The sequence below is a fragment of the Treponema sp. OMZ 788 genome (assembly GCF_024181245.1).
Lineage (GTDB): Bacteria > Spirochaetota > Spirochaetia > Treponematales > Treponemataceae > Treponema_B.
In genome coordinates this window covers 443,141-461,165 of record NZ_CP051199.1, presented here as the reverse complement: position 1 = coordinate 461,165, position 18,025 = coordinate 443,141, and the positions used below count along the sequence as shown (strand labels likewise).

At 39.4% G+C, this 18,025-nt stretch carries 17 protein-coding genes, 3 tRNA genes and 2 pseudogenes; 16 read left to right on the top strand and 6 right to left on the bottom strand.

Annotated features, from left to right (window positions below; all coding sequences use genetic code 11):
- Together E4O00_RS02110 and E4O00_RS02105 are read right to left on the bottom strand one after the other, a co-directional pair.
- Entirely contained in the window at window positions 1–681 is a 681-nt protein-coding gene (locus E4O00_RS02110) for a tetratricopeptide repeat protein (protein WP_253678364.1), read from the bottom strand.
- Between the two features lie 94 nt (window positions 682–775).
- A complete protein-coding gene (locus E4O00_RS02105) occupies window positions 776–1,930 on the bottom strand; it encodes a galactokinase (protein WP_253678363.1) in 1,155 nt (384 codons plus the stop codon).
- A 62-nt stretch (window positions 1,931–1,992) separates the two neighbouring features.
- On the opposite strand from E4O00_RS02105, the gene lnt reads away from it, so the two are divergent.
- On the top strand, window positions 1,993–3,567 hold the full coding sequence (gene lnt, locus E4O00_RS02100; protein WP_371922703.1) for an apolipoprotein N-acyltransferase: 1,575 nt from the start codon (window positions 1,993–1,995) through the stop codon (window positions 3,565–3,567).
- Window positions 3,568–3,629: 62 nt separating this feature from the next.
- Here the strand turns inward: lnt and E4O00_RS02095 are convergent, their stop codons facing one another.
- Complete coding sequence (locus tag E4O00_RS02095) at window positions 3,630–5,111, bottom strand: Do family serine endopeptidase (protein ID WP_253678362.1); 1,482 nt, start codon at window positions 5,109–5,111, stop codon at window positions 3,630–3,632.
- Window positions 5,112–5,234: 123 nt separating this feature from the next.
- Between E4O00_RS02095 and E4O00_RS02090 the strand changes: the two genes are divergently transcribed.
- Genes E4O00_RS02090 through E4O00_RS02065 form a run of 6 tightly spaced genes read left to right on the top strand, consistent with a single transcriptional unit; the run spans window position 5,235 to window position 7,827 of the window.
- Window positions 5,235–5,378, top strand: a complete 144-nt coding sequence (locus E4O00_RS02090; protein WP_253678361.1) for a hypothetical protein — start codon at window positions 5,235–5,237, stop codon at window positions 5,376–5,378.
- Between the two features lie 19 nt (window positions 5,379–5,397).
- Complete coding sequence (locus E4O00_RS02085; RefSeq protein ID WP_253678360.1) at window positions 5,398–5,499, top strand: hypothetical protein; 102 nt, start codon at window positions 5,398–5,400, stop codon at window positions 5,497–5,499.
- A 19-nt stretch (window positions 5,500–5,518) separates the two neighbouring features.
- Window positions 5,519–6,778 carry a cyclic di-GMP phosphodiesterase gene (locus E4O00_RS02080; protein ID WP_253678359.1) on the top strand — a complete coding sequence of 420 codons (1,260 nt, stop codon included), beginning with the start codon at window positions 5,519–5,521 and terminating at the stop codon, window positions 6,776–6,778.
- Window positions 6,778–7,170, top strand: a complete 393-nt coding sequence (locus E4O00_RS02075; protein ID WP_253678358.1) for a YraN family protein — start codon at window positions 6,778–6,780, stop codon at window positions 7,168–7,170. Before E4O00_RS02080 ends, E4O00_RS02075 begins: the two co-directional genes overlap by 1 nt.
- On the top strand, window positions 7,163–7,378 hold the full coding sequence (locus E4O00_RS02070; RefSeq protein ID WP_253678357.1) for a hypothetical protein: 216 nt from the start codon (window positions 7,163–7,165) through the stop codon (window positions 7,376–7,378). Before E4O00_RS02075 ends, E4O00_RS02070 begins: the two co-directional genes overlap by 8 nt.
- On the top strand, window positions 7,375–7,827 hold the full coding sequence (locus E4O00_RS02065; protein WP_253678356.1) for a hypothetical protein: 453 nt from the start codon (window positions 7,375–7,377) through the stop codon (window positions 7,825–7,827). The genes E4O00_RS02070 and E4O00_RS02065 overlap by 4 nt, the downstream gene beginning before the upstream one ends.
- Before the next feature lie 54 nt (window positions 7,828–7,881).
- On the opposite strand, the gene serS is transcribed toward E4O00_RS02065, so the two are convergent.
- A complete protein-coding gene (serS, locus tag E4O00_RS02060) occupies window positions 7,882–9,150 on the bottom strand; it encodes a serine--tRNA ligase (RefSeq protein WP_253679606.1) in 1,269 nt (422 codons plus the stop codon).
- A gap of 145 nt (window positions 9,151–9,295) precedes the next feature.
- On the opposite strand from serS, the gene E4O00_RS02055 reads away from it, so the two are divergent.
- The 5 genes from E4O00_RS02055 (at window position 9,296) to E4O00_RS02035 (ending at window position 12,138) form a co-directional block, all read left to right on the top strand.
- The gene (locus E4O00_RS02055) at window positions 9,296–9,907 is read left to right on the top strand and encodes a DUF2715 domain-containing protein (RefSeq protein WP_253678355.1); all 612 of its coding nucleotides are present in this window, start codon (window positions 9,296–9,298) and stop codon (window positions 9,905–9,907) included.
- A gap of 68 nt (window positions 9,908–9,975) precedes the next feature.
- A tRNA-Pro gene (locus E4O00_RS02050) sits at window positions 9,976–10,048 on the top strand.
- Between the two features lie 13 nt (window positions 10,049–10,061).
- Window positions 10,062–10,135 (top strand) — tRNA-Arg (locus E4O00_RS02045).
- Between the two features lie 220 nt (window positions 10,136–10,355).
- Window positions 10,356–11,321: a DNA cytosine methyltransferase gene (locus E4O00_RS02040; RefSeq protein WP_253678354.1), complete on the top strand. Its 966-nt coding sequence runs from the start codon at window positions 10,356–10,358 to the stop codon at window positions 11,319–11,321.
- A complete protein-coding gene (locus tag E4O00_RS02035; RefSeq protein ID WP_253678352.1) occupies window positions 11,281–12,138 on the top strand; it encodes an NgoMIV family type II restriction endonuclease in 858 nt (285 codons plus the stop codon). Before E4O00_RS02040 ends, E4O00_RS02035 begins: the two co-directional genes overlap by 41 nt.
- A gap of 62 nt (window positions 12,139–12,200) precedes the next feature.
- Here E4O00_RS02035 and E4O00_RS02030 read toward each other — a convergent pair whose 3' ends face one another.
- A complete protein-coding gene (locus tag E4O00_RS02030) occupies window positions 12,201–13,739 on the bottom strand; it encodes a sigma-54-dependent Fis family transcriptional regulator (RefSeq protein ID WP_253678351.1) in 1,539 nt (512 codons plus the stop codon).
- A gap of 90 nt (window positions 13,740–13,829) precedes the next feature.
- Here E4O00_RS02030 and E4O00_RS02025 point away from each other — a divergent pair.
- From E4O00_RS02025 to E4O00_RS02010, 4 genes and pseudogenes are all read left to right on the top strand, one after another.
- A pseudogene (locus E4O00_RS02025) lies at window positions 13,830–14,571 on the top strand (YggS family pyridoxal phosphate-dependent enzyme).
- Window positions 14,552–15,377 (top strand): annotated as a pseudogene (locus E4O00_RS02020) (hypothetical protein). Before E4O00_RS02025 ends, E4O00_RS02020 begins: the two co-directional pseudogenes overlap by 20 nt.
- A 61-nt stretch (window positions 15,378–15,438) precedes the next feature.
- Window positions 15,439–15,512 (top strand) — tRNA-Ile (locus E4O00_RS02015).
- Between the two features lie 78 nt (window positions 15,513–15,590).
- Complete coding sequence (locus E4O00_RS02010) at window positions 15,591–17,204, top strand: ATP-binding protein (RefSeq protein WP_253679604.1); 1,614 nt, start codon at window positions 15,591–15,593, stop codon at window positions 17,202–17,204.
- A gap of 24 nt (window positions 17,205–17,228) precedes the next feature.
- On the opposite strand, the gene E4O00_RS02005 is transcribed toward E4O00_RS02010, so the two are convergent.
- Window positions 17,229–17,882 carry a PAQR family membrane homeostasis protein TrhA gene (locus tag E4O00_RS02005; RefSeq protein WP_253678347.1) on the bottom strand — a complete coding sequence of 218 codons (654 nt, stop codon included), beginning with the start codon at window positions 17,880–17,882 and terminating at the stop codon, window positions 17,229–17,231.
- Window positions 17,883–18,025 lie beyond the last annotated feature (143 nt).

Genomic DNA, 18,025 nt, shown 5'->3' with positions numbered 1-18,025 from the left:
TTAAGCCTCCCTTGCACCAGAAGTTATCATGTCAAAGTGTTTGAGTATAATCTTATTATCGGGTAATTTTTCCTTTGCCCTAGTAATATAGGTTTTTGCTTCCGAGGCGAGATCCATCTTATGGTAGATTAGAGCCATAGAATCCAAATAAGCCGGATTTTCGGGCTGCTTTTCTACGGCTTTTTTGCAAAGAAGCAAGGAGCGGGTCAGATCCATATCCGTTTCGGCCAAAATATAGGCAAGGCCGTTCAGGGCTGTGCTGTTTTCGGGAGCGGCCTTTAAGGCTTTTTCGTAATAGCCGATAGCCTTTTCGGTTTCTTGGTGTTCATAATAAACATAGGCTAATGAAGAGTAAACCTGCACCGACTCATAGCCGGCTTCAATAAGTTTTGAAAGCTCAAATTCTGCCAGTCTGGTTCGGCCTGTATTTGCATAGATAAAGGCTAAAATCAATCTGCATTGATAAACCTTTGCAATATCCTTGCTTGCTGTAACAACCTGTTCAAGATATTCAAGAGCTTGTTCATACTCCGACAAGCGGGAATATATAAGGCCAATATAATAATTTATTTCGATTTTGATAAGAGCATCTTCCGTACTGACACTTAAAAAGAAAACTAAGGCTTCCTGATAGTCTTTTTTGTTATATAGATTTACACCCTCTTTTAATTCGGAATACATGAACCCCTCCCCTTTTTTCAAATTATACAGAAAAAAAACTTTTTACACAATAGCAGAGCAGCACACTTAAAAATTCCACTTTCTTAAATCCTTATCAAAAGGTTCTTGCGCAGCCTGTAGGCTTAGCCTTGTATATCAAAGGCTTAAATCCGAAAATTCTTTCATAGTCTCCAACTTTTTCTATATAAGCTTGTGCATCTTCATCTTTAAGAATTGTATAGGTACAGCCGCCGAAGCCCTTTCCTGTCATTCTTGAACAAACAAGGTTGGTTACCGAAGGCTCCATAAACTCAAGGGAGCGCTTTACCAGCCAATCCAATTCGGGACAAGAAATCTCAAAGCGGTCTCTGAGTCCGTCATGGGAACGGTTTAAGATTCGCGAAAGCATGATATTGTCTTTACGCCTGAGAGCATCCACAGCTTCATCTACACTTAAAGACTCTCTGATAATATAGGTAACCCTTCTACGCACCGATTCGGGTATATCGATCTCTTCAAGCATTTTTTCGGTTAGATGCATCATGTTTTTGGGCATATCCGGCTGTTTTTTTACCAGCTCATAGGCCTCCACACATTCATCCAATCGGGCTGTCAGTTCTTCGCGGGCAATTATACGCGGTACTCGGGAATCGGTCAATATGATTGAATGACCTTCGATAGGGAAGGGATAAATATCCGCAGTTTTTTTTCGGTGATCGGTCCGCACACAGTGATTGGATTTTGCAAAGAGAGCACATAAAATATCCGCTCTATGCGCATAGGTGTTTAGGTGCTGAACATTTGCATGTTCAAGAATATCGACCAAATCGCTTTTTGTTAGTTTGGGAGCAAACATCTTCCGTAAGATAAGAGCCGTAGCCGTTTTAAGAGCATTGGGGGTTCCCAAGCCCGCATCGGCAGGTATTTCTGACAAAATGGTAAAATTCAAACCTGATATTTGATATCCGAAATCATTAAATGCAGAAATAACGGCCTTAACTGCATTAGCCCATCGGTCTTCCCTCTTATACCTGAGACCGGAATAGGATATTTTTTTCCGCTCATTAAGCGAAATTGAAAACAGCCTAAAGTTATTATCGCTGCGTCTCGATGCACAAGCATACAAATAGTGGTTGATGCTCATAGAAAGAGTATTTCCTTGAGCAAACCATGTATGCTCACCTAGAAGATGAAAACGCCCCGGGGCGGCAGCACATACTTCAGGCTCATCTCCATATTCGTCAATATGAAATGTAACTATTTTTTGCATAATTATATAATACTCGTTATATTGAAATTTTTCAAGAAAAATGATTAAATAGATATATAAATATGCACTTTTTTTTATCTTTTTTAAGTATTTTTATATCTGCAGCCCTATTTTCTCTCGGAATTCCTAACGAAATCTTAAATTTCGGCTCTGCTCTTGCAGGTTTTTCAGGATTAGTATTGGTATATTACACCCTGCTAAATTGCGGTTCACATAAAAAAGCGGCCATCCTTTACGGTTTTTTTGCAGCCTTTTTACATTTAATGTCAGGCTTTTGGCTTGCATTTTTTGAAGATTTTGCGGTCTTTACCCTTGGAGCCAGCACTCTTACATATTTTTTTATGCCCATACCATTCGGTTTTTTGATGTATCACGCTCTTCAAAAAAACAAAAATTTAAGACCTTTTTACTTTGCAGGAATGTGGCTCCTCTGGGAATTTTCCAAATCTACAGGCTTTTTAGCCTATCCTTGGGGAACAACGCCTATGATATGCTTTAATCTAAAGCCCTTCATTCAGTTTGTAGACATAACGGGAGTTTGGGGCCTTTCGTTTCTTGTTCCGCTTATCGCAGGATGCTTGGGCGAGCTCTTACAACACTATGCAGTTTCGGCAAATTCAGCCGGATTTTTTAACGGCTTAAAAGAAATCAAAAAGCCCATGATTTTTACGGCTCTTTTAGTTTTAATTATCAATATTTACGGGATAAAAATTTTATCTACCGAAATGCAGCCTAAAACCTTTTTAAACACCGTAATAGTCCAGCAAAATGCAGACCCTTGGGATAACTCGCAGTTTGAAGAAAACATACAAACCTCTCAAACATTAAGCCGCAAGGCCGTCTTCAATGCAAACAAAAAACCGGATCTAATCGTCTGGAGCGAATCATCTTTGGTCGTGCCGTATAAGGATAACGAGGATTTTTACAGGTTTATTCCGTACAGCGGCCCCTTTACAAGGTTTTTAGCCGAGATCGGTACTCCAATAGTAGTAGGATCCCCATACATAGACGGAAAAAAACATTTTAACGCAGCCTATCTTTTATCTCCCAAGGGAGAAATTTTAGACATTTATTCTAAAATCAAACTAGTCCCCTTTGCAGAGTATATTCCCTTTGTCGACAATCCCCTTGTTGCCAGTTTTTTTGACAAGCTGGTAGGATTTTCTTCAGGCTGGAATCCGGGAACTGAGTATAAGATGTTTAGTATCAAAAATTCCGAAGGACATACGGTTAATTTTACCGTTCCTATATGTTTTGAAGATGCTTTTCCTTCAGTATGCCTTAATTTACACAATACCGGAAGCGAGGTTCTTATAAACATAACAAACGATTCTTGGTCTAAAACAAAGAGTGCAGAATACCAGCACTTCGTAATTGCCCATTTTAGAGCCATAGAGCTTAGAACAACTTTGGTGCGCTCAACCAACTCAGGCTACTCTGCGGTAGTAGGTCCTAAGGGACAAATCCTTGCAGATATGCCGCTTTTTGAAGCCGATTCCCTTTACACTGAAGTCCCCATTTATGAACACAAAAAAACATTTTATGCTTCTTATAAGGATTGGTTTCCTGTCAGTATCTTTTTAATATTGATTTTTAACATAATATTGGAATTTAAGGCATTAAAAAAGGAGGGCTAAAACAGCACTGTTTTAAATGCCGCCTTAGCCCAAAAAGGAGGTAAAATTATTTAAGAATGTCGTTATCTTTTAATCTTTGGGGTAACCAGATTGTGACCTTCTCTTATAAAGTCAAACCAAATTTCACCCTTTGTGCTTGAAAGCTCATCATAAAAGCTCAAAACATCTTTAACATCTTTTCCGTTGACCGTTACTATAATATCCCCGGGCTGCAAGCTCATAACGGCAGCAGGACTCTTAGGTTGTAAATTCGTTACCAAAACTCCGTTTTGACCTTTTTTAAGCTCTAATTGTTTTATAACCTCGTCCGTTAAAGGTGAAGGAACAAAGCCCGGCCACAGTTTGGAAGAATCGGCCACATTTTTTTCATCCCTTTCTTCGATTTTCACCGTAGCAGAAATTTCTTTTCCTTTTCTTAAAATCTTAAAAGAAGAAGATTCACCCGGTTTTAAGTCGGCAATAATACGCAAAATATCGTCAACATTTTTAACCTTTGTTGAATTGACCTCTGTAATATAATCTCCGGGTTTTATGCCGCCCTTATCGGCAGGCGAACCTAAAAATACCTGTCCTGCAAAGGCACCTTCGATATCCTTTAAGTTTAAGCTCTCCCTAAACTTATCGTTTATCTCAAGAAGCTGAACACCGAGCCAGCCGTATTTTATTTCACCGGAATTAATAAAATCGTCAATAGCTTTTTTAAGGTTATTTATGGGAATCGAAAAGGCAAGGCCTTGGGATCCGCCGCTTGATGAAACAATCCAGTTATTTATGCCTATAACCTCGCCGTAAATATTGACGAGGGGGCCGCCTGAGTTACCTTGATTTATTGCGGCATCCGTTTGGATAAAGTCGTTTATATTATTTCTGTTCGGTCCGCCTGAACGGCCTACGGCACTTACAATACCGCTTGTAACCGTCGATACATAGCCCATGGGAGCTCCGATTGCATATGTAAGATCTCCGACCTGTACGGTATTTGAATCTCCCAAAACGGCAACTCTTAAATCTTTATCATAATCAAAAGAAACAAGGGCAACATCCTTCCGTTGGTCTGAACCGACCAATTTACCCTGCACCTTATCTCCGTTATAGAGGATGACGGAAATTGTTTTAGCATTTCCCGTAACATGCTGATTTGTCAAAGCATAATAGGTTTTTCCGGTCTTTCTTACGATAACACCTGAACCCATTCCCTCTGCTTCATATTCTCTTTCTCCCTGCCCTTCTTTTTGATCTTGCGGGCGGTTAAAGAAAAACCAAGGAAAACCGTCTATATTGTTTTGTACCTTTCTTGTTTCGATAACATCAAGGGTGATTACGGAAGGTAAAATCATCGAAGAAAGCTCACGGTTAGCTCTTTGAAGGGCTTCAAGGGCGGAAACCGACTCTTTGCTCAACTCCGTTCTTAGACCGGAATCGGCATATACAGTTGCCGCATTTTCTGGATTGCTTGAACAGCGGGCGGAAAGAAGAAAAACCGAAAAAAGCATAATCAATAAAATTCCGGCCGTTGCTGAAAATGAATTTTTTAATTTACGCATACATCTAGCCTCACTTATAATTATGATAATAAAACAAGAGCTTTTAAGTCAAGTTACATAAAAAAAGTCTTGAAATTTTGCTTATTATCTTGATTTTTTTTATATTTGTGATAGAATGGATCTATGACAAAAAGTGACAACAAAAAAGTTGATTGTGCAGTAGCCCTCAGCTACGCTTTACAAACAAAGGCACCGATAATAACTGCATCGGGAAGAGGAGCTGCGGCAAAAAAAAATAAAAGAGGCGGCAGAAAAACACGGAATTAAAATTATAGAAAATGAAACCTTGACAAACATTCTTATTCATCAAGAGATCGGTTCATGTATTCCGGAATACACATATAAGGCTGTAGCCGCTATCTTTGCCTTTTTGCTGAAAAAGGATTAGCTTAAAAGGGGATTTAAATATGGTAAAAAAAATTAAAACTGCTGAATTAAAGATTGGAGCACGCTTTTCGGCACCGGTATTTTTTGATGACGGCCGAAATATGTTTCTTTTGAGAGGAATGCCGTTAAGTGAAAGTGAGTTAAATACTTTAAAACGATGGAAAATACAATATGTAGTTACAGCAGGAGATCCTGTACCTGAGGGAGAAACCTTAGACGACGAAGTAGAAGAACTTAATGAAGTAGAAGAACTTGAAGATTTGGATGATGAAGCCGAAGATGTTCAGGAAGAATACCCCATCAGCGGTACTAAACTCAAACGGACAGAAATTGGAGAAATTTCTGCGGACTGTATTTTAAAACTTACACAAGACCCTCGCTCCATGCAGCTTCATACAGAATACTTGGATATTATAAAGAGCCTTGAAAAAATATTTGAAAATTTCAAAGCCAGAAAGCCGGTAGATAATATGCCTGTAAACTATCACGCTACACAGTTGATAGAACTTGTCAGAAAAAACCCGCCTCTTTGCGTAGGCTTTATATTGGGAACCGAGCTTGAGGAAGATAATATTGCCCGCTCCTCCGTAAATACGGCTATATTAGCCATAATTTTAAGTGAGGCCCTTGAGCTTCCTAAAAACAGGATTAACGAAATAACGATTGCAGCCCTCCTGCATGATGTCGGAATGATGAAAATCCCTCAAAAAATTCTCAATAAAACCGAAACTCTTACGGATATTGAAAAACAAGCGGTTGCAGCCCACACTGCATACGGCTATAAAACAGCCATGAGCGAACTCATGTACACAAGAGAAATTGCCTTAAGTATCATGCAGCACCACGAAAGGTGGGACGGCAAAGGTCATCCCAACGGTCTATCCGGAACAGATATCGACATTGGTGCAAGGATCATAACCGTAGCCGATGCCTTTGTTGCGATGATAACACCTAAATCATACAGGGATCTAATGCTGGGTTACCAAGCCATGAAAAACCTTTTGGCCGATAATGCACGCATTTTCGATCCGGAAATAATAAAAGTCATGATCAGAAGCATAGGTATCTATCCTATAGGCTCCATAGTTTTAATGAACGATGCTTCTCTTGCAAGAGTAGTTAAAAGCTCGCCTGAAACGCCTATGAGACCCTTCGTCCGTATACTAATTGATTCAACCGGAGAGGTTTTGGATGAGAATTCGGAGCCTGTAGACTTAAAGAAAAATAAAAACCTTTTTATAGTTCGGGCAATTGATCCAAGGGCTTACAGAAATAAATAATGGATTCTCTTGGCTCAAAGGGAGAGCACAGTATAGCAAAATGGCTTACCGATAAGGGCTATCTTATCTTAGCAACAAACTGGAGAACCCGCACAGGAGAGATAGATATAATTGCTATCGATAAAACAGAGCAAAGCTCATCCGGCGGGGTCTTGGTTTTTGTCGAAGTAAAAACCTTATTAAATACGGAACTCTCAGACTTGGATCTTATTATCAACAAAAAAAAACAAGAACGGATTATAAAAACAGCTAAACATTTTCTTATAAACAATCGAAAATATAATAAGATGTATACAAGATTTGATGTGGTTGTGTTAAAGTCTAACCCTTTTTTGGAACAACCGCTTGAAATATTACATTTAAAAGATGCCTTTGGAGATTGCTATGACTAGTGTGAATTTATTTCCGCATAAAAAAAATACATCAACCCACAACACCGTATTAACGGATGCGGAAATTCATGCAATGGAATTAAAACTTGAAGATCCCGAATATATTAATGCCGCTATTTACCGATTGGCTTCAATCATAACGGAAAGAATCTTAAATGGGGGATGGGATTACGGAGATACTAATTTTAAAAAGAGGAGCAGAGTATGAGCAAAAGAAGATTTAAACCCGGCAGAAGCCAAAGAACCGAAAAAAGCGTAAGCGATCCAAGCTCCAAAAGGCCATTTGACGGCCAAATCAAAAAAAATAAAACATTTCAACCGCAAAACAGGGAACCGGCTTTAAAAAAAATAGAATACCCCGAATACAAGTGCACAAAATGCGGTGAAGTCATACAGGATTTAAGCTCTGCAATTGCCGATAAGGAAAGCGGTCTTCCCGTACACTTTGACTGCGTTATCGATTTTTTAAGAAAGGCAGAAAACCTCAAAGATGGGGAAGAAGTAATTTACATAGGAAACGGAAATTTTGCAGTTACATATTTCGAAAATCCTAAAGTACGCAAAAATTTTAAAATAATAAAACTTATAGAATGGGAAGACAAAAATAAGCTCTACCAATGGAAAAAGGATATTTCGGATCTTACATCAAGCACATAAAAAAAAGCCGGGACTTAAGTTCCGGCTTTTTTATTTCTATTAAAAAATTTTAGTTTAGCCTATCTTATCAAATCCGCAATAGGGCACAAGCACTGCAGGTATTTTAATAGAGCCGTCAGCCTGCTGATAGTTTTCTAAGATGGCTATCATCGCCCTGGACATGGCAATGGCTGTTCCGTTTAGGGTATGTAAGAATTTATTTTTGCCGTCATCATCCTTGTAGCGTATATTTAAACGGCGGGCCTGATAATCGGTACAGTTTGAAGTAGAAGTAACCTCGCCCCATTCGCCCCCGTTTCTTCCCGGCATCCATGCTTCCAAGTCCCACTTTCGATAGGCAGGAGCTCCAAGGTCGCCTGTACAGGTATCGACAACCCTAAAAGGAATTCCAAGTCCATTGAATATTTCTTCTTCGATTATTCGGAGCTCCTCATGGATGGCATCAGACTCTTCAGGTGTACAATAAACAAACATTTCCAATTTTGAAAACTGATGAACCCTATAAAGGCCCTTTGAAAATTGCCCCGCAGCTCCTGCTTCCCGTCTAAAACAATGAGAAATACCGCAATATTTTAAGGGCAGATCTTCTTTTTTGATTATCTCATCAGAGTGATAACCGCCCAGAGTAATCTCAGCTGTTGCAACCAAACAGGTTCCCTCACCTTCAAGAGAATAGACGTTTGATTCTTCTCCTCTCGGATTGAAACCTATGCCGTATAAAATTTCTTCTTTGGCGATGTCCGGAGTGATAAAGGGCTTAAAGCCGTGTTTTCTCAATACATTTAGTCCATACATGGTAAGGGCTTGTTCCAAAAATACGGCTTCATTTTTTAGAAAATAGAATTTAACGCCCGAAACCTTTGTGCCGGCTTCAAAGTCGATAAGATCCAAATCTTGACCTAATTGAACATGGTCTTTAGGTTCAAAATCAAACTTGGGCACTGTGCCGCAACGTTTAACTTCCAAATTTTCGGAGTCCTCTTTGCCGACAGGGGCTTCAGGATGGGCCATATTCGGAATCTTACTTACTTCTTCATGTAAGGCTTTTTCAGCTTCAGCCAAATCGGCTTCAACTTGGGCAATTTTTTCTTTTATAGACTTCCCTTGATCAACCAATTTTTGCCTTTCTTCAGGACTAAGTTTTTGTTTCATCGAGTGGGAATTATCGTTTCTCTCTTTTTGAAGGTTCTGCAAAGATGTTACAAGAGCAGTACGCTTATCATATAGTTCTACAGCCTTATCGGCATCCGCATTCATGTGCCGGTTTTTAATATTTTGTTTTACGGCTTCAACATTTTCTTTAATAAATTTGTAGTCTAACATGGCAAAATTGTACTTTTTATTTTGAATTCTGTCAAGACTCATTTAAAAAGCTTCAGAGTTTAAGTATAAAACTTGACACACATAGTTTTTTTTATGATATTATTAGGATATGATAGTCAACTATGACTAGTTACGGAGGAAATTTATGAACAAAAAAATATTTTTTGTTTTTGTTGGTTTAGTGATGATTTCAACGGCATCTCTATCAGCACGAGATTTAGGAATTGACCTTGATGTCGGAGGAGCTTACACAAGGCATTCACAGCACTATATAGGCTCATGCTGTGACGGAGCAGGTTTTTCAACAAATTCCAAAGCCAGTAAAAATTTAGGGGGAATCCATTTAGGAGTCAATTTTGGATTACCAAAAAACTGGTCGGTATTTGCAGACACGATGTTTACTTTTAATAAAACACTTGTAAACGATACCCAATTAGGTATAGGTTATAATTTTTTATTGGGTAAGGGTTTTAAACTATTTGTAGGAGGTGCTTTTTCTTTTGGAGGCTCAATATCAAAATATAACGACAAATATACAACAAGATATTTCGGTATTGGAGGCGGCCTGAATGTAACCGCATCATATATGTTCACAAGAAAATTTGGAATATATTTTGGTGTAGCCGATAACTATTACAAACCGGTATCAGGCGAAAAAAAAGAAGGAAATATTACAACAGAATTCAAAGATAATGATTTTAAAAACAAAATACACCAATCTATAAATGCAAAAGTAGGAATTAGAGTTAAACTGTAAATTATAAAAAACCTTGGCTCCTAGGTATTGACATTGATGCCCTTTTTGCGTATTATGATTACTCGCATCGGGATGTAGCCTAGGGGCTAAGGCGTCTGGTTTGGGACCAGAAGATCGGGGGTTCAAATCCCTCCATCCCGATCCTTACAGTCTTGGGATCGTAGCTCATCAGGATAGAGCAACTGCCTTCTAAGCAGTAGGTAGGGGGTTCGAGTCCCTCCGGTCCCGTTCAAGGCCGATTAAGAAGTTTTGTGTAGAAACAAAATTACTTAATCGGCTTTTTTTATTTAATGAAGGATTTAAAGTAAGGATATTTTAGTATTTCGCAGACAAAGTTTATATTTAAAATATAAAATTCATAGATTGTTACCTCGCTAAACTATATTAAAATTAAGTTATAGAAAAATTATAAAAATTTTGATATAGTATAAATTATGAGAGGTATCAATTGAACTGTATAGAGATTTGTGCAGGTGCTGGGGGGCAAGCATTAGGCTTGGAACAAGCAGGGTTTGAACACATTGCTTTAGTTGAATATGAGCATACCTATTGTGAGATATTACGGCAAAACCGTCCGAATTGGAACGTAATCTGCTCTGATGTGAAAGATTTTTCAGGATTTCAATATCGAGGAACAATTGATTTGTTTTCAGGGGGTGTACCCTGTCCCCCATTTTCAGTTGCAGGAAAACAATTAGGACATTCCGATACTCGTGATTTATTTCCTGAAGCATTGCGGCTTATTGAAGAGATACAACCCAAGACTGTGATGTTGGAAAATGTAAAAGGATTTTTAGATTCAAAATTCGATGAATATAGGTTATCAATTTTGAATAGAATAAAACTGCTGGGATATAATGTTCATATTAAATTATTAAATGCTTCTGATTATGGAGTCCCGCAGCTCAGACCGAGGGTTGTTATTATTGGTATCCGAACAGATATAAATGCTGCTTTTCAATATCCCTTACCTATAAATAAAAGAGCTCCAACTGTAGGTGAAACTCTTGCAGACTTAATGAAAGCAAATGGTTGGAAAAATGCAGATGATTGGATAAAAAATGCAAACACCATTGCCCCTACAATTGTAGGAGGTTCAAAAAAACATGGGGGACCGGATTTAGGTCCTGTACGGGCAAGAAAAGCATGGGCTGAGTTAGGCGTTGACGGATTAGGTGTTGCAAATGAAGCACCATGTGCAGATTTTATTGGAATGCCTAAACTTACGCCCCGCATGATTGCACGGCTTCAAGGATTCCCTGATGAGTGGACCTTTGGGACAAAAAAAACCGCCGCCTGTAGAATGATTGGAAATGCTTTTCCGCCGCCTGTAGCGAAAATTATTGGAGAACAAATAAGGGAGGTTTTAGAAAATGCAATCATTATTAGCAATCGAAAGAAAAAAGTATCATAAAGCTTTGCTTGAAAATGGCGTTCTTATAATTGATAGTCATGGAATTCCAAGTAATGCAGATAAGTCATCAAAATTATCAATTGCTATTGCTACAGGAATTACAAACACCCTTATGGCTGCAACTGCCGAAAAAGCCGTTGGACAAACGTCAGGAGCAAAATTTGAACTCATCAATATGGAATTTCTTGTAAATACCTTTCCTAAATTACAAGAGCTTAGACCGGGTGTATGGCATATTGTAAAATTAGGAAACCGTAATACGATAAAAACCAGTAGTTTTGCACAGTATGAGCATTTAGAATATTTAAGTCACTTAACAGAAAATGATGCAAAATTAGCTGCTAGTATGGGTAATGATTATATGGTTGCTCCTGATGTTGTCATATATCGGGAAACTGTTGAAGACTCTGAAATCAATAAATCCCAACTAATTGTAGATGATGACATTGCAAAGATGGCGTATATACGAAAAAAGAATGGAGGACTGCCGATCCTTCATGCTTCAATTTCAGCAAAATGGACAATGCGCAGTGATCGTGCACAAAATAGCCGTACAGAAGCACTAGGGCTAATCCGAAATAGAAAGGGCAACCTTCCTCATATAGCGGTTGTAACAGGAGAGCCTCTGCCAGGACGCTTAGCCTCACTGGCTTTAGGAACAGGAGATATTGATTGTATGTATCATTTTGCATTATATGAATTAATAGATGCAGTACAAGCAAGCGGTGCAGAAGATTCTATCGAACTATTAAATGTGTTGATACAAGGGAAAAGATTAAAAGATATCAGTGACTTACCATTGGATTTAGCCGTTTAAAATTTAAATTAATTATAATCGACCTTTTTTTATTTGATCAGGGATTTTTAAATCGATTTTTCTTAATACTTTATTCCGAGCTTTTTCATCTTGCTTTGGAGAGTTCCAGGTTTGAGATTTAAAAGAGCTGCGGCTCCGTCTTTGCCGTAAATTTTGCCGTTGGAGGCTGAAAGAGCTCTTTCGATAATTTCGATTTGGGCCTCATCAAAGGTTTTGATGTCTTCGGGCAAAACCTTATCTTCGGTTTTTGTATTGGCGGAGGTTGTTACCGGCTTTTTGTGCAGTCCGCTTAAAACATAGGACTCCCTTGTTCCCGGCACCAAGTGCTCTGCAGGAATTTCTCCGCCTTGGGAAAGAATGGCAGCACGCTCCACAACATTTTTAAGCTCGCGGACATTTCCGTGCCAAGGCATGGCCATAAGCTTTTCTATGGCATCCCTTGAAAGACTCGTATTTTCAAAACCTTTCCGCTTGCGTATGTCTGAAATAAAGTATTCGGCTAAAAGGGCGGTATCGTCGCCTCTCTCCCTTAATGGCGGAAGCCTCAAGGGGAAAACATCAAGCCTGTAAAGCAGGTCTTCACGGAAGCGGCCCATCGCAACAGCCTCGGCTAAGTCGACATTGGTTGCAGCTATTATCCGTACATCCACTGAAACGGGCTTTTCCCCGCCGACACGCTCGAATTTTCCGTCTTGCAGAACACGCAAAAGCTTAGGCTGTAAATCGAAGGGCAAGTCCCCTACCTCGTCCAAAAAGAGGGTTCCGCCGTCGGCAAGCTCGAACCTGCCCTTCCGCAAGGCCGCCGCCCCAGAAAAGGCCCCCTTCTCATGCCCGAAGATTTCGCTTTCGGCAAGACTCTGCACAAGGGCCGAACAGTTTACGGGAACAAAGGGCTTTTCCGCCCTGTTGGAAAGCCTGTGAATGGTGCGGGCAGCCTGCTCCTTTCCCGTTCCGGTTTCTCCCGAAATTAAAACCGGCACATCCGAGGCCGCAACCAGCTTTATCGAGTCCAAAACCGTAGTCCAAGCCCGGGAAGTTCCGACCATTTCCTTAAAAACATTTGTCGACGACCGGAGCAAAACATTTCTTTCAAGCAAGAGGCTTTCGGTTTTTTGAATGAGGGATTGGGAGGCATCGGTTTGCACAAGGGCAACCGAAATCAGCTTTGAAATTGTAGAAACAAAGCGGACAATTTCTGGCGTAAACTGGGAACACATTCTGTGATCCAAGGTCATCATCCCTATAGCCTTTTCCCCAATATAAAGGGGAGCGACCAAACAGGAATGGTTTTCGGGCAGCTCCATTATTTCGTCATATGTATCGACATGGGGACTAGTTTCATCAAAAAGATAAGCCTTTTTTTCAGATAGAATTTTGGCTATATCCTTTCTGGAATTTAAATTTATGGTAAAGTCCTCAAGGAGTTTAGACGAAAGAGGACCCAGAGCCTTCCTGACCTTTAAAATATTATTATCTTCAAAACGCATCACAACTGCGAGCTCGTAATTGACAAGTTCCCTAAGAGCTTCAAGAATGAGCTCCAATACTTGTTCGGCAGAGATGGGATTGGTTTTATTTAAAACGGGTATAGCCTTATTCATACCCTGCGATTATACCCCCATTATCAATCTTTGTCAAAAGGCTTTATCGGCATGATTGAATAAGAAGGAGAATTTGGGTAGAATATGGTTATGAAAGACGATATTAAAATAAATTTGGAAGAAGTACATAGAAGAATGGAAGCCGCTTGTAAGGCTTGCGGACGGGACCCGAAAGAGGTAAGGCTTCTTATGGCCACAAAGACTGTTACGCCTGAGCGTATTTTAAAGGCCTTTGAATACGGAGAACTTTTAATCGGAGAAAACAAGGTTCAGGAATTGTGCGAAAAATACGATGCCCTGTCATCGGTAAAGCATGAAACCCACTTTATAGGCCACCTCCAAACCAATAAGATAAAAGATGTTATAAAATATGCCGACTGCATCGAGTCCGTTGACAGACTCGACTTGGCCGAAAAGTTGAGCAAGAGACTTGAGGCTGAAGGAAAAAGCATAGATATTCTTATTCAGGTAAACACCTCCGAAGAAGAAAGTAAATTCGGGTGTAAGCCTGAAGAAGCGCTCGATCTTACCGAAAAAATTGCAAAACTTCCATGCTTAAATATAAAGGGTCTTATGACAATAGGACTTTTTTCCGATGATATGGATAAGGTAAGGCTTTGTTTTAAACTCCTGCAAAAAAATCCGCAAGGAGATTACCGAAAAGAAGATTCCGAATGTTTCTATGGATGTTGTTTCTATGGGCATGACCGGAGATCTCGAAGTTGCCATCGAAGAAGGCTCGACCCTGATTAGGGTTGGTACGGCAATTTTCGGTAAACGAAACTATCCCGATTCCTATTATTGGAACGAAAATGCAAAGGTTGAAGTGTAGACTTTTTTTTGTTTTATGTTTTTTTTCTCTTTTTTACGGCCCAGCCCTTTTTTCTCAAGATATTGAGAATTTAACGAGGGTTCAAAAGAGGGTTGTAAATATAGAAGCGGCCGTTTCTGAAGTAGATGTTTTTATAAGCAGCTACGACGGAGACACAATAGCCTATAAAACGGAGCTCAAAGCGGGCACAAAGCTTTCGATAGTTGAGCATAAAAAAAAGTTGAGGTTTACCGAGATAAGGCCGGCAACCGGAAAGCTCTTTATCTATGTTCCGAAAGATTTTTTACTTGAATCGTGCAGAGTTCTGGCATCTCATTCTTCCATAAAGATTGAAGGCATAAAGGCCGTTCATTTTTCGGTCTCAGGAAATTTTAATAAAGCTGAAATTACCGGCTCCCGTTTAAAAAACAGCCTGATTGCACTTTCAAACGGCAGCCTCATTTTTAATAACGGCATTGTAACTGCCGCCGATTTTTGCTTAAACTTTTCAAAGGCAAAAATTGAGATAGCCGAAGAAAAAGAACACTGCAACCTCTTTGTAACACAGCAAAAGTGCGAAAAGTTCATCTATGCAGGGGAGGCATATACCGATAGGATCTTGGCCATCTCACCTCCAAAACCTAAAAAATTTATCTCTATGAGCGCTTCTTTTTCGGACATAGACTTAGGCTTTTCGGCTCCCTTAAAAGAGCCGCGAGAAAAAATTCGATAAATACGGCGTCAGCGAGTTCGGCCCCAAACTTTCTCCCAATTTAGTAGACAATGAGGCAAATTTTTTACCGAAAACAAGCACAAGTTTACCCTGATAAATTTTGATTTACCGATTGACAAGTTTTAAACTTTTTGATATACTCAAAACTCTTTTAAGGGCCCATAGCTCAGTTGGTTAGAGCAGCGGACTCATAATCCGCGGGTCGCCGGTTCAAGTCCAGCTGGGCCCACTTTTTTAATCCTTATATTTTCATTGTATTTTCCTAGATTGACAAGCAGTCAAGCCTTATGCTAGACTATTAGCTATGATGGATTTTAGTAGAAAACTGCCTATAGGCGTACAGAGTTTTAAAGACTTGCGTGAAAAAGAATTCCTCTATGTAGATAAGACCGAATATATTTTTCGTCTTACCAATGCAAGTAAGGTCTACTTTTTAAGCCGTCCGCGCCGATTCGGTAAAAGTCTTTTTCTTTCAACATTGAAAGCCTATTTTTTAGGTCAAAAAGAATTGTTTAAGGGCTTGGCGATCGAAAAGTTTGAAGAAGCCGAAAAAGAAAAAAGAGAAATTTGGCAAGAATATCCCGTATTCTATTTTGATTTTAATGTAGGCAAGTATGCCGAGACGGAAGCTCTCAATGAAAGGTTAGATTTTTTACTTAAAGATATAGAAAAACAATATGAAATTATCCCCGGCAGTAGAGACAGTTTCGGTTCAAGATTTGAAAGAGCTATAAAAACAGCCTACGAAAAAACAGGCAAGCAGGTTGTCATCTTGGTAGACGAGTATGATAAACCTCTTCTTCAAACGATGGGAGTAAATGAAGAGTTAAACGCAGAGTACAAGGCTGTTTTAAGGGCTTTTTACTCCGTATTAAAAAGTACCGATCAATATCTCCGGTTTGCTTTTTTAACCGGAGTTACAAAATTCAGCAAGGTAAGCATTTTCAGCGATTTAAATAGCTTAAACGACATAAGTATAAATCCAGAGTTTTCGGCTATTTGCGGACTAACTCAAAAAGAATTAGAGGAAACCTTCCGCCCCGAAATAGAAACATTAGCCGGCCGAAACGAGTTAAGCTATGAAGATTGCCTTTCAGCCTTAAAGAAAAGATATGACGGTTATTGTTTTGCTTACGGAACCGAAACAATGTACAATCCCTTTAGCTTACTCAATGTATTTTTTTCAAAACAATTTGCAGATTATTGGTTTGCAACGGGAACACCTACTTTTTTGGTAAACGAATTAAAAAGAGAGGACTATAACATTCCCGAATTGGACGGAAATGTGGAAATGATTGAATCCTTTTTGTCGGATTATAGAGTAGGTGCGGACTCGGTTATACCGGTACTCTTTCAGTCCGGCTACTTAACGATTAAGGATTACGATAAAGAATACAGGATGTACAGGCTGGGCTTTCCGAACGAGGAAGTGCGTTACGGCTTTTTGTATAACCTCTTACCCGAATATTCAAATATAAGTTTTATAAAAACCTCTTTTAACGTGGTTCAGTTTACAAAAGATTTAAAGGCAGGGAAAGTAGACGGGTTTATGCAAAGGCTAAAATCGATAATGGCGAGTCTTCCCTACGATACCGTAAAAAAAGAAAGCGGTGAAAGCATCGCCTTGAGGGAGCATAATTTTCAAGTTTGTGTTTACTTGATTTTTGCCCTAATGGGACAGTTTGTAGAAGTTGAAACGCCCTCATCAATGGGTAGAACGGACTGCGTTGTAAAAACCGAAAAGACAATTTATATCTTTGAGTTTAAACTAAAAGAAAGTGCGGAAGCCGCCTTAAAACAAATCAAAGAAAAAAACTATGCCGAAAGGTACAAGGCCGAAAACAAAACGATAGTGCTTATCGGCGTCAGCTTTGATCCTGAAGAAGGTACCGTTGACGAGTGGTTAAGCGAAAAACTATAGACAATCTGTAAATAACTAAAAAATTTAAAGACTGTAATAAAGCGAAAAAAAGTGCATTATGCTCCCGGCCATCACAAAAAGATGCCAGATGCCGTGTGCCCATTTTACCTTCTTCATTGCGTAAAAAATACAGCCGGCAGTGTAAAGAACGCCTCCTATAAGTAAAAATTTAAAGCTTAAAAGAGGCAGCTGTTCTTTTAAGGGCCTTGCCGCAAAGATGATGAGCCAGCCCATTGGAATATAGGTAATAACCGATAGAACCCTCACCCGGCTTCCGAATATCGAGTATAAAACTATGCCTAGAACGGCCATTCCCCAGATAATACCGAAGATTGTCCAGCCAACAGCCCCGTGAAGGGCCGAAAGGCAATAGGCCGTGTAAGTTCCGGCTATCAAAATATAGATTGAACAGTGGTCGAAAATTCCGAATACTTTTTTTGCCTTTAAAGGGAGGGCGTGATAAAGTGTCGAAAAAAGGTAGAGGATTATCAGGGATGCCCCGAAAATCGTGAAGCCCACAATATAACCGGCCTTTAAATCCTGCGGAGCATAACGGGCTGCCCTTATAATTAAAAGCACGAGGGCAGCAACCGAAAGACCAGCCCCTATGCCGTGGGTTACGGCATTTGCAATTTCTTCACCTATGGAATATCTGCGTTTGATTTTTTCTTCTTTCATAATTGTTTAGACAACTTAAAAGTATTAAGGTTGCAGAGATAAAGAAAAGGTATAAGATAAAAAAAATTTAAAAAAAACAAAAAAGTACTTGACTTTTTTTTGTGTTTGTTATATACTACATAAAGCAGGCCGAAATGTTATGT